At 57.4% G+C, this 10,787-nt stretch carries 12 protein-coding genes; 8 read left to right on the top strand and 4 right to left on the bottom strand.

Annotated elements, in window-relative coordinates; all coding sequences use genetic code 11:
* Positions 1-96: 96 nt before the first annotated feature.
* A complete protein-coding gene (locus DQG13_RS24370) occupies positions 97-1,038 on the bottom strand; it encodes a hypothetical protein (RefSeq protein ID WP_113022780.1) in 942 nt (313 codons plus the stop codon).
* A gap of 137 nt (positions 1,039-1,175) precedes the next feature.
* On the opposite strand from DQG13_RS24370, the gene prmA reads away from it, so the two are divergent.
* The 6 genes from prmA to deoC are packed head-to-tail and all read left to right on the top strand — an operon-like array spanning position 1,176 to position 6,172.
* Entirely contained in the window at positions 1,176-2,147 is a 972-nt protein-coding gene (prmA, locus tag DQG13_RS24375) for a 50S ribosomal protein L11 methyltransferase (RefSeq protein WP_113022781.1), read from the top strand.
* 7 nt (positions 2,148-2,154) lie between these two features.
* Entirely contained in the window at positions 2,155-2,862 is a 708-nt protein-coding gene (locus DQG13_RS24380) for a site-2 protease family protein (protein WP_113022782.1), read from the top strand.
* Between the two features lie 47 nt (positions 2,863-2,909).
* Positions 2,910-3,680, top strand: a complete 771-nt coding sequence (locus tag DQG13_RS24385; RefSeq protein ID WP_113022783.1) for a 16S rRNA (uracil(1498)-N(3))-methyltransferase — start codon at positions 2,910-2,912, stop codon at positions 3,678-3,680.
* A complete protein-coding gene (mtaB, locus tag DQG13_RS24390) occupies positions 3,680-5,014 on the top strand; it encodes a tRNA (N(6)-L-threonylcarbamoyladenosine(37)-C(2))-methylthiotransferase MtaB (protein ID WP_113022784.1) in 1,335 nt (444 codons plus the stop codon). Before DQG13_RS24385 ends, mtaB begins: the two co-directional genes overlap by 1 nt.
* A 29-nt stretch (positions 5,015-5,043) precedes the next feature.
* Positions 5,044-5,511 carry an NUDIX hydrolase gene (locus tag DQG13_RS24395; RefSeq protein ID WP_113022785.1) on the top strand — a complete coding sequence of 156 codons (468 nt, stop codon included), beginning with the start codon at positions 5,044-5,046 and terminating at the stop codon, positions 5,509-5,511.
* Positions 5,498-6,172, top strand: a complete 675-nt coding sequence (deoC, locus tag DQG13_RS24400; protein ID WP_113022786.1) for a deoxyribose-phosphate aldolase — start codon at positions 5,498-5,500, stop codon at positions 6,170-6,172. Before DQG13_RS24395 ends, deoC begins: the two co-directional genes overlap by 14 nt.
* A gap of 32 nt (positions 6,173-6,204) precedes the next feature.
* Here deoC and DQG13_RS24405 read toward each other — a convergent pair whose 3' ends face one another.
* Positions 6,205-7,182, bottom strand: coding sequence for a Na/Pi cotransporter family protein (locus tag DQG13_RS24405; protein WP_113022787.1), 978 nt, complete (start codon positions 7,180-7,182; stop codon positions 6,205-6,207).
* Between the two features lie 145 nt (positions 7,183-7,327).
* Here DQG13_RS24405 and DQG13_RS24410 point away from each other — a divergent pair, with 145 nt between their 5' ends.
* Entirely contained in the window at positions 7,328-8,698 is a 1,371-nt protein-coding gene (locus DQG13_RS24410) for a class I SAM-dependent rRNA methyltransferase (RefSeq protein ID WP_113022788.1), read from the top strand.
* Positions 8,699-8,871: 173 nt separating this feature from the next.
* On the top strand, positions 8,872-9,381 hold the full coding sequence (locus DQG13_RS24415; RefSeq protein WP_113022789.1) for a ferritin: 510 nt from the start codon (positions 8,872-8,874) through the stop codon (positions 9,379-9,381).
* Positions 9,382-9,650: 269 nt separating this feature from the next.
* Here the strand turns inward: DQG13_RS24415 and DQG13_RS24420 are convergent, their stop codons facing one another.
* Together DQG13_RS24420 and DQG13_RS24425 are read right to left on the bottom strand one after the other, a co-directional pair.
* The gene (locus DQG13_RS24420) at positions 9,651-9,851 is read right to left on the bottom strand and encodes a hypothetical protein (protein WP_113022790.1); all 201 of its coding nucleotides are present in this window, start codon (positions 9,849-9,851) and stop codon (positions 9,651-9,653) included.
* Positions 9,852-9,876: 25 nt separating this feature from the next.
* Positions 9,877-10,749: a carbohydrate deacetylase gene (locus DQG13_RS24425; RefSeq protein WP_113022791.1), complete on the bottom strand. Its 873-nt coding sequence runs from the start codon at positions 10,747-10,749 to the stop codon at positions 9,877-9,879.
* Between the last annotated feature and the right edge of the window lie 38 nt (positions 10,750-10,787).

A 10,787-nucleotide genomic window follows, 5' to 3' on the forward strand; every position in this document is an offset into this window, starting at 1 on the left:
GCTTCACCTGGTGGAGCAGACCGGGGGAATGGTGTAAAACCAAAAAAGCAGGACCCCTTCATCGGGCAGTCCTGCTTTTTGTCTGCCCGTCAAAGCTTAGGCATTCTCCACCAATGCCTCTGAACGGGCTTTCAGCCGGCGCCAATGAACCTCTGTTTCGGAAGCCTGCTGCTCCAGAGCTTGAACGATGGCGGTAACCTGGCGGATATAGCTGTGCAGCTTCACGTCAGCCTGCTCAATCCGTTCCTGAACGAGAAAATCGGTAATCCAGCCGTCCATAAAATAGTCGCCGAGACGAAGAGTATCGCTGATATCCGTATCAAAAGCCGATAGCTGCATCTTGACGTCATTCAACTCATCCCGTAGACGCAGCAGCTTCTTCCCGGCTTCCTTGGCATAGGTTTGGGCGGCCTGGAGCCTGCTGTGCTTCATGTGAGTGGCGATGAAGCCGCCTCCGAGAATATCAAAGGTGCTCCAATTTTCCGCGGAGTTCAAATTGGAGTCGGCAATCTCCAACGCGCCCAGAGCATTCCGGCCCGCCACGATGGCTTCATTAAGCTCCTTCAGCCTGATCCCGGCTTCCGATGTTTCCTCGGACAACCGGACCAATTCTTCGGCAAGCTCCGGCTTGAACCGGTGGATCAGCCGCTCTTTTTCCCGCAGCAGCTCCTCCAGCGCCTCTTCCGCGGGACCATTGGCCAAAAGCCGCTCCCGCAGCTGCTCCTGCTCCAGCCGGGCGGCTTCCAGCAATGCTGCGGCCTGGTCAAACTTCAGCCTGGCCTCCAGCACCTCTTTTTCCTCCTGCCCCAGCTTCTCGTCCTTTTGACCGGTCAGCGTGTACCACAGATTGGCTATATTCATGGACAAGAGGCGTTCCACATCCTCTTCTTCCCGCACCACCATTTCCCGCCATAAGACGGTCTGCCTCTCCAAATCCCGGCACCGTTTCTCTACGGCTGCAAGCTGCTGCTCCCACTTTTCTTTGTTGCGGATGTTTTCTTTGCATTCTGCAAACCGGCGGTTCCACTCTTCAAACATCGGATCATCCTCCGTTCCATATGTTATCCTCATAATACGCGTTTTTTGCCTACATCGTTTCGGTTGTAGTAGAATAGAAGGACGTGCGGCCAAATTGCCGCTTTATCCATGAGAACCTACCGGGAGGATTTACTGATATGCGTTGGCATGAAATAACGGTTCACACTACGGAAGAAGCAATCGAAATGATCTCCAACTTTCTTCATGAGCTGGGCGCCGGCGGCGTCACCATCGAAGAATCGGGCACGCTGAACAAGGAACGGGACACGTCGCTGGGCCAATGGTACGAAAAGCCGCTGAACGACATTCCCGAAGGCCGTGCGGTGATTCAGGGGTATTTTCCCCAAGGCACCGGAATGGATGAAATTTTGGCTCAATTGAAAGAATCGGTAGCGGAGCTTTCGGACTACGACATTGATACCGGCAACCCCCAGTTCAGCATGAAGGAAGTGGACGAAGAGGACTGGGCTACGGCGTGGAAGCAGTATTTCAAGCCGCTGCGGATTTCCGACCGGCTGACCATCAAACCCACCTGGGAGGAATACGAGGCAGGTCCGGAGGAGATTATTCTGGAGCTGGACCCGGGGATGGCCTTCGGCACCGGGACCCATGCCACCACCGCCCTTTGCCTGCGCACCCTGGAGGGTGTTGTCAAGCCGGGAGATGAAGTTATCGACGTAGGCACCGGCTCCGGCATTCTGTCCATTGCCGCCGCCAAGCTGGGCGCAAGCCATGTGCTTGCCTTGGACCTGGACCCGGTGGCCGTATCCAGCGCCTCGGAGAATACCCGCCTGAACGGGCTGGAGGACCGGATTACGGTGGCGGAAAGCGATCTGTTGAAGGCAATCCGTACCCAGGCCGAGGGCAAGTCGGGCTTGGGGGTTACCCTGCCGGTGCAGGTTGTGGTTGCCAATATTTTGGCGGAAATTATTCTTCTGTTCGTAAGCGACGTGTTCGAAGCGCTGCAAAGCGGCGGCACCTATATCGCTTCGGGCATTATCAAGCAGAAGCAGGCGGAGGTGGAACGGGCTCTGGCTGAAGCCGGATTCCGGGTGGAAGAACGTTACGAGGAGACAGATTGGGTGGCGATTGTTGCCAGAAAGCCGTAGGTGAGGGATGAATAATCTGTTCGGCATTGATTTTGGCGAGCTGCCGTTTTTTCTGATTGCCACTGTGCTGGCGTTTACGCTGCATGAATTTGCCCACGCTTATGTGGCAGACCGCTTCGGGGACCCGACTCCCCGGTCCATGGGCCGGCTGAGCCTGAATCCCCGGGGCCATATTGACATCATGGGCATTCTGCTGGTCCTTCTGGCCGGCTTCGGCTGGGCCAAGCCTGTCCTGATCCGCTCCAGCTTCTTCAAAAAACCGCGGCTTGCAAGCGTGCTGGTTTCCGTAGCCGGCCCGCTGTCCAATCTGCTGCTGGCGGTGCTGGGAATGCTGACGGTCTTCCTGCTGGCCCACTTTCACGCCTATGACGGCATGTCGATAGGTGTGCTCAAGGCAGTTTCCCTCTTTTTGCAAATCCACATCCTGCTCAATTTGGGGTTGTTTATTTTTAACCTCCTGCCGCTGCCGCCGCTGGACGGCTACCGGATTATTTATGAATTCCTGCCGATTCAATGGCGGGAGCGGATGCGGACCTTTGAGCAGTATGCGGTTTTGGTTTTTCTTGTGATTGTGCTGATCCATCCGTTGTACAGCGTTACCCTGGGACCCATCCTGGATTTGCGGTGGGACTTGCTGAGAGGAATGAACCAGATTTTTGTGATGCTGTTCGGAGACCAGGGGCAGCTGTCCAAAATCGGCATTCTAATGCTTTAAATTTCATTTGGGGGATTGTTTTTCAACAAGAAAGGCAGGCGTAGGCCATGCAACGTTATTTTGTGCCGCCGGAGCAATTGGCAGGAGGCCTGGCCAGGTTGATCGGCGAAGACGCCCATCATCTGGCCAAGGTGATGCGCGCCGAACCCGGCGAGGAGATCATTGTCACAAACGGCTTGGACCGGGAGGTGCTGGTCCGGGTATCGGTTATTGACAAGGGGCTGGTGGAGGCCCAGGTGGTGCGGGAGCTTCCCATGGACAGGGAGGCGGCCGTAGAGGTATGGATTGCCCAAAGCCTGCCCAAGGGAGATAAGCTGGAGACGGTGATCCAGAAGTGTACCGAGCTGGGAGCAGACCGGTTTATTCCCTTTTTGTCCAAACGGACTGTTGTGCAATACGATGAGAAAAAAGAAGCCAAACGGCTGGAGCGTTGGGCCAAAATCGCCAAGGAAGCGGCGGAGCAGGCGCACCGCAACCGGATTCCGGCCATAGACGGGCCGGTAGGCTGGAAGCGGCTTCTGGAGCTGGCGAAGGAAACGGATCTGGCTCTCTTTTGTTATGAGCTGGAGAGCGGGTTTGCCCTGCGGGAGCTGCTGGCGAAGCAATTGGCCGTTCCTTCAGCGGACGGGCGCCGTCCAAGGATTCTGGTCATGGTTGGACCGGAGGGCGGCTTTACGGAGCAGGAGGCGGCGGAGGCGGAGGCGGCCGGCTGCCGGAGCATCAGCCTGGGCAAGCGGATTCTGCGGACTGAAACGGCCGCAATGGCGGCGTTGACCTGTATCATGTATGAATCGGGAGAAATGGGGGTGAAGGGCTGATGGCGAAGGTTGCGTTTCATACCTTGGGCTGCAAGGTGAATTTTTATGAGACGGAAGGGATCTGGCAGCTCTTCCGCAATGAGGGTTATGAGAAGGCGGATTTTGAGGAAACGGCGGATGTTTATGTGATTAATACCTGTACGGTGACCAATACGGGGGACAAAAAAAGCCGCCAGGCCATCCGCCGCGCCATCCGCCGCAATCCCGAGGCGATTATTGCCGTTACCGGCTGCTACGCCCAGACCGCTCCCGCGGAGATTGCCGCCATTCCCGGGGTGGATATTGTCATCGGCACCCAGGACCGTGACAAGATCATGGAGCTGGTGCATAAATACCAGGCGGAGAGGGCGCCTATCAACGCCGTCCGCAATATTATGAAAACCCGGGAGTTCGAGGAGCTGGACGTTCCCGAATTTACCGGACATACCCGGGCGTTTCTGAAAATCCAGGAGGGCTGCAACAACTTTTGTACCTTCTGCATTATTCCCTGGTCCAGGGGGCTACTTCGCAGCCGCAAGCCGGAAAGTGTGCTGGCCCAGGCCCGGCAGCTGGTGGAGACAGGCTACCAGGAGATTGTGCTGGCCGGGATTCATACCGGCGGCTACGGGGAGGATCTGGACGGCTACAGCCTGGCTATGCTGCTTCGGGATCTGGATAAGGTGGACGGTTTGAAGCGAATCCGCATTAGCTCCATTGAGGCCAGCCAGATTGACCGGGAGATTCTGGACGTGCTGGGCTCCTCCTCCAAGATGTGCCGCCACTTGCATATTCCGCTGCAAGCGGGAGACGATGCGGTGCTGTCCGCCATGCGCCGGAAATACACCACTGCGGAATATGGCCGCAAGCTGGAGCTGATCCACCAGACTATGCCCGATGTGGCGGTGACCACGGATGTGATCACCGGATTTCCCGGCGAAACCGCGGAGATGTTTGAGAGCGGCCTGCATTTTATGGAGCAGATGCGGTTTGCGGATATGCATATTTTCCCCTATTCCAAACGGACGGGCACACCTGCGGCACGTATGGACGGGCAGATTCCGGAGGAGGAGAAGAACCGGCGGGTCGGCTTGCTGATGGAGCTGTCCTCCCGGATGCGGCTGGACTATTCCAGGCGGTTTGCCGGAGAAATCCTGGAGGTTATTCCGGAGATGGGCTCCTATGAAGGCGACGGGGATGTGGAGCTGATCGGCCACTCGGACAATTATTTGCATGTTGCCTTCAGCGGCCCCAAGGAGCTGGCAGGGCGGATGGTGCAGGTGCGTTTGACTGAAGCGGAAATCCCTTATTGCCGCGGCGTTCTGCTCAAGGATGCAGTGCCGGCCGGATTTCGTTGAAGACAGGTTTTAAAGTTTGCAGTAAGGGGATGAATAAAAGCGTGAAGGAAATATCCGCCGGAGGAGTGGTGTACCGGAACTTCGAAGGACGCCAGCAAATCCAGCTGATTCAGGACCGGTACGGGAAAATTACCCTTCCCAAAGGAAAGATGGAGCCCGGCGAAACCATCGAGGAAACCGCGCTCCGGGAAATCCGGGAGGAGACGGGGATTACGGGCCGCATTGTGAAGCCGCTGGATGTGATCCGGTACCAGTACCAGCTTCCGCGGATAGGGCTTGTCCATAAGGAGGTCCATTATTATCTGGTGGAGGCGGCAGGAGGCAGGCTCAAGCCCCAGCTGGAGGAAATCCGCGGGGTAGAGTGGCTGGAGGTGCCGGATGCGGCCCGGCGGCAACGGAAAAACGGCTATGCCAACAATGATTCCATCCTGCACAAGGCGTTGTGGGAATTGGGATATGACGAGAAAGGGATGAAGCGAAACGATGGAATCCGTTAATTTGGCGGGATATATCGACCATACGCTGTTAAAGGCGGATGCTACAGCGCCCGGAATCGAGAAGCTGTGCCGGGAGGCGGTGGAGCATGGCTTTTACAGTGTGTGCGTCAACGGGGTTTGGGTTCCTTATTGCAAGGAACTGCTGAAGGGCTCGCAGGTTAAAATCAGCGTGGTCTGCGGTTTTCCCCTGGGGGCCAACACGTCCCGGGCAAAGGCGGCGGAGGCGGCTGACGCCGTAGAGCAAGGCGCCAACGAAATCGACATGGTGCTGCAGATCGGCCAACTGCTGGAGGGCCGTCTGGACCTGGTGGAGGATGACATCCGCCAGGTGGTGAAGGCTGTAGAAGGCAGCGCCATTGTGAAGGTGATCTTCGAAACCGGCTTCCTGAACGATAAGCAAAAGGAAGCGGCTTGCCGGATTTCGGAGCAGGCCGGAGCCCATTATGTGAAAACCTCCACCGGCTTCGGACCGGGTGGAGCGACAGTGGAGGATATCCGGCTGATGCGCGCCTCCGTTTCGCCTCATATCGGGGTTAAGGCATCAGGGGGCGTGCGGGACAGAGCGGCTGCGCTCCTAATGATCGAAGCGGGCGCAACCCGCCTGGGCACCAGCTCCGGCGTGGCCATTGTATCCGGAACGGCAGGCGGCAGCGGCTACTGACCGGCAAAGCCCCTTCGCCGCAGCGGTGCTTCCTAAACCTGCGGCGGGGAAGCGGCATCGGGTTGGATGCGGCGCAAGCCGGGCAGGTAGCATAGCGGCAGCGCGATAAGCGAGCAGACGATATTGAAGATGGTCTGGGCATGGGCGATTTGGGCGGCGGGGTCTGTGGTGAGCAGCGCGGTCAGACGGTCCAGCACGCCGGTAAGCGGGAAGAACAGAAGCGCGCCGCCGGCGTTAAGCAGGATATGCGACCAGGCTACATACAGGCCGAAGCGGGAGCCGCCGATGCTGGCGATCAGGGCGGTGACGCAGGTGCCGATATTGGCGCCGATGACGATGGCGATGCCCAGCTCCGGGGTGATGGCCTGAATGGAGGCCAGCCCCATGGTCATGGCGATGGTCACGGCTCCGCTGTGGAGCAGGGCGGTTACGGCGGCTCCGGCCATCACGCCCCAGAACAGGCTTTCCTGGGCCTTCTGGACGAACCAGCCCAGCATGCCCATGGATTGTAAGGCGGGGGTGATGCTTTGCATCACCTGCATCCCCAGGAGCACACAGGCAAAGCCCATCACAGCGATGGGGGCTAGCCGCAGGGAGCGCAGCCGGCTGGAGGAAAAACGGCGGTCCGGCAGGCTCAGGGCGCTGAACCAGAACACGGCGGCTCCAAGCAGGATGGGCAGCGCCAGCCGGGTCAAATCCAGGCCCACCAGCTCGGTGGTCATGCAGGTGCCGATATTGCTGCCCAGAATAATGCCCAGAGTCTGGGGGAATTTCATGACCCCGGCGTTGACCAGGCCGATGGTGATGACGGTGACGGCGGTGCTGCTTTGCAGAACGGCCGTTATTCCCGTTGCGGTTACAAGGCCTCTGGCGGGAGTGCGGGTGAAGCGCTCCAGAATCGTCTGAAGGTAGTGTCCGGCCCAGCTGTGCAGCGCCCATTCCATGGCCTTCATGCCGAAGAGGAAGATGGTTAAACCCGCCGCCATCGGCAGAATAATGAGTGAGAACAAAGAAATCCTGCTCCTTTCTAACTGGGGGCTAACGGCTTCAGGTGTGGAAGATGTATGGTTATATGTATGACAAGCCGTGGCCGGACATGTTGGGTTTGTCCGGTCTGGGCGCATAAATTGGGTATGAGGGACAGGAGAGGTTTGAATGGCAGCGTCTGTTTATTTGGTACGGAAGCGCAAGAAGCGGCTGGAGGAAGGGCATCCGTGGGTGTATGCCAATGAGATTGAGCGGGTGGAAGGGGAGCCGGGTCCGGGAGAGCTGGTCCATGTCCGCACCCATGCGGGACAGTTCCTGGCTTCCGGCTACTATAACGAAGCCTCGCAGATTCGGGTGCGGGTGGTGGGCTACGAGCCTTTGGAGGAGCTGACCAAGGAGCTTTTGACGGAGCGTCTGGTTCGCTGCCGGGAGCTTCGTGAGCGGTTTCTGCCCGGCGCCGCCGCTTACCGGGCGGTGTACGGGGAGGCGGATTTCCTGCCCGGCCTTGTGGTGGACCGCTTCGGGGATATTCTGGTGGTGCAGATTCTCACCCTGGGCATGGACCTTCGCCGGGAGCTGATTACGGCGGCGCTTGCGGAGGTATTCCATCCGGCGGGGATTTATGAGCGCAGCGATGTGTCTGTCCGGGAGCTGGAGGGGTTGAGCCAGCGCACGGGAGTTCTCTATGGAGACTGTCCGGAAAAGGTGCAGATCACGGAAAACGGGTTGCTGCTGGAGGTGGATATTGTCCATGGTCAGAAAACGGGATACTTCTTCGACCAGCAGGCCAACCGGGCTTTGCTTGCCCCTCTGATGAAGGGCTGGGGAGCGAGAAGCGGCATCCGGCTGGAGGAGCGGGAAAGGTCGAACGGCCGGCAGACTGTTCCGGTGAATCCCAACGGCAAGGCGGTCACCTTTCCCTACTGGGACGGGGCTACGGTGCTGGAATGTTTTTCCCATACGGGGAGCTTTACGTTGAATGCCTGCAAGTTCGGGGCCAAAAAGGTGACCTGCCTGGATATTTCCGAACTGGCTGTGGAGTCTGCGCGGCGGAATGTGGAACGAAACGGCTTCCAGGACCGGGTGGAGTTTGTGGTGGCCGATGCTTTTGAATATTTGCGCGCTCAGGTGAAGGGGCTGGAGGAACGGAAGGAACGGGCTGCCGCCGGGGAAAAGAAGGTGGATACCTCCGCCAAGCTGGCCCAAGGGGGCCGGACCTGGGATGTAGTGATTCTCGATCCTCCGGCTTTTGCCAAAACCCGGGGAGCGGTGGAAGGCGCCTGCCGCGGGTACAAGGACATTAACCTGCATGGGCTGAAGCTGGTGAATGAAGGCGGTTTTCTGGTTACGGCCAGTTGCAGCTATCATGTGCGTCCAGACCTGTTCCTCGCCACCATCCAGGAGGCGGCCAAGGATGCGGGCAAGATACTGCGTCTTCTGGAGTTCCGCGGCGCGGGCAAGGACCATCCCCAGATTCTCGGGGTGGATGAGGGCAACTATTTGAAATTCGCCATTTTCCAGGTGCACAGCCGGAGGTAGAGGGCAAGCGGGGGCGGCGGACGGAAGCGGAGACTTCAGGCGATAACTGACCAGGCGAAGGATAAAATTGGGTGTTCAATTTGACAAAAACAGACGAGTTGTTCATCATAAAGTTTAGATAGATAAAGAACCCCAGAATTTTAAAAAATTCTTCTTGAAAGGGGAAATGGAAAATGGTTAGCGACAATCTGTTGAAGGAATTGAACGAGCAGCTGAATTTCGAGTTTTACTCCGCCCATGTGTATGTGGCTATGGCTGCATACTGCTCCTCGGAGAATTTGGACGGATTCGCCAACTTCTTCCTGGTCCAAGCGGAAGAGGAACGGTTCCACGCCATGAAAATCTACAACTACATCAATGCGGTTGGGGCGAGAGCCACCATCAGCGGGATGGGCGACATTTTCAACGGCTACGAATCGGTGCTGGACTGCTACAAGAAGGGCTTGAAGCACGAGAAGGAAAATACCCGCCGCTTCTACAAGCTTATGGACATTGCCATGGAGGAGCGGGAGCATGCCACCATCGGCTTCCTCAAGTGGTTCGTGGACGAGCAGGTGGAGGAAGAGGATACCTTCGAGAAGCTGATTCAAAAGCTGAAGCGCATCGACAAGGACAGCAGCGCATTTTATGCCTTGGAGCAGGAGCTGGCAACCCGGGTGTTCACTCCCCCGGCCAATGCTTAAGCTCAAGGCTGTATAAACGGATGAAACGGACAACCCTTCGCTTTAGGCGGAGGGTTGTTTTGTTGGGGTAAGGTTGGTGAGGTTGGGTTAAGCGCGGGTGGAACGGATGGGCGTGTTGGGGTGGATTTGGCCGATTTGGCCGGATTTGGCGGTAACGGAACTCAGCGACGGTTATGAGCCGTAATCGGGCATTTCTCCAATTTAACGGAACTTAGCGACTGTTGCAGCACAGAATTACAGAAAAATAGGGGGAATTAGCCCGATTTTCCCTAATAAGGGCGTTTTAGTTCCGTTACAGCGCCGGGAGTGCAGATTCCGGCCTTTAAGAGCCGCTGAGTTCCGTTGTCCACCATCCAGACATCCACGACCACCTCCACGGCCAACTCAACAACCAAACCAACAACCAAACCAACAACCAAACCAACAACCAAACCAACAACCAAACCAACAACCAAACCAACAGCCTGCAACCAACAAGTCTCATCCAATCGTCCTTCAACAAATCAAATCGCTCCAGGAGGTTAAGATGATGCTGCGCTCCCTCAACAGTCCCCAGAAATCCTCATCCAGCGCGATCCTGTACTCCCACTCCCGTTTGAGCCAATGGCTATCTGCCTCCTTCATCCCCTCGTCCGGCAGGGCGGGGTGGAGAGTCAGCTCTGTTATGGTGCCGGGCATAAGAGTAGGCAAGGCACGGAGTATGCCGTTTTTATACTGGTTATAATCCTCGCCTGGAACAATGTGGTAGTCCGGGACGATCAGATCATCGATCAAGGGAATCTGCTGCTTCTCCAGCCAATCTACCAAACCGCCCAGCCGGGTACGGACCGCCGGGGGAAGGGCAGGGGTATGTACGGTTTGCCGGGGCAGCTTGAAGGGCAAGCGATAGTCCCGGCATAATTGCCGGATGACGGGGAACAGCCGCTCATCGCCGGAGTGTATGCCAAGCAGGCAGCCCTGGTGGCTGTCCAAATGGGTCAGCCGGATACCGGCAGCCAGGAGAAAGCGGATTTGCGCACTCATCTCCAACTCGATTTCAGCGGGGTCCCCCTCTTGTTCCAAAGCAGACAGCGGTCTCAAAAAAGCGCCTCCGCTGTCCGTCAGACTGGTCACCGACTGGGCCGGGGCAATAGGGAAATCGCCGAAGGACAAGGACAAATGGGCTCCCGTGCAAAAGCTGGGGTGCAAAGCGGCAAAATGGCATGCCTCCCTAACCGCAGGGCCGACCGCCAGCATGGAGGCGGAGGTGACGGCCTGCTGCCGGATCAGGGAATGGATAGCTTGATTAACAGCCGGATGCTGTCCCCAGTCGTCGGCATGGATAATCAGACGGATGGCTTCGGAAGAATGGTTGTAAGCTTTGGACATTGGAATCACACTCCTGTTTAGATGAAAAAAAATGCGAA

It is taken from the genome of Paenibacillus sp. YN15 (assembly GCF_003285005.1).
Classification (GTDB): domain Bacteria; phylum Bacillota; class Bacilli; order Paenibacillales; family NBRC-103111; genus Paenibacillus_AR.

Excerpts from the sequence above, each read along its gene's own strand:
- DQG13_RS24385 (WP_113022783.1), top strand. The coding sequence starts at position 2,910 with ATGCAACGTTATTTTGTGCCGCCGGAGCAATTGGCAGGAGGCCTGGCC.
- deoC (WP_113022786.1), top strand. The coding sequence starts at position 5,498 with ATGGAATCCGTTAATTTGGCGGGATATATCGACCATACGCTGTTAAAG.
- DQG13_RS24410 (WP_113022788.1), top strand. The coding sequence starts at position 7,328 with ATGGCAGCGTCTGTTTATTTGGTACGGAAGCGCAAGAAGCGGCTGGAG.
- DQG13_RS24370 (WP_113022780.1), bottom strand. The coding sequence starts at position 1,038 with ATGTTTGAAGAGTGGAACCGCCGGTTTGCAGAATGCAAAGAAAACATC.
- DQG13_RS24380 (WP_113022782.1), top strand. The coding sequence starts at position 2,155 with ATGAATAATCTGTTCGGCATTGATTTTGGCGAGCTGCCGTTTTTTCTG.
- prmA (WP_113022781.1), top strand. The coding sequence starts at position 1,176 with ATGCGTTGGCATGAAATAACGGTTCACACTACGGAAGAAGCAATCGAA.
- mtaB (WP_113022784.1), top strand. The coding sequence starts at position 3,680 with ATGGCGAAGGTTGCGTTTCATACCTTGGGCTGCAAGGTGAATTTTTAT.
- DQG13_RS24395 (WP_113022785.1), top strand. The coding sequence starts at position 5,044 with ATGAATAAAAGCGTGAAGGAAATATCCGCCGGAGGAGTGGTGTACCGG.
- DQG13_RS24425 (WP_113022791.1), bottom strand. The coding sequence starts at position 10,749 with ATGTCCAAAGCTTACAACCATTCTTCCGAAGCCATCCGTCTGATTATC.
- DQG13_RS24415 (WP_113022789.1), top strand. The coding sequence starts at position 8,872 with ATGGTTAGCGACAATCTGTTGAAGGAATTGAACGAGCAGCTGAATTTC.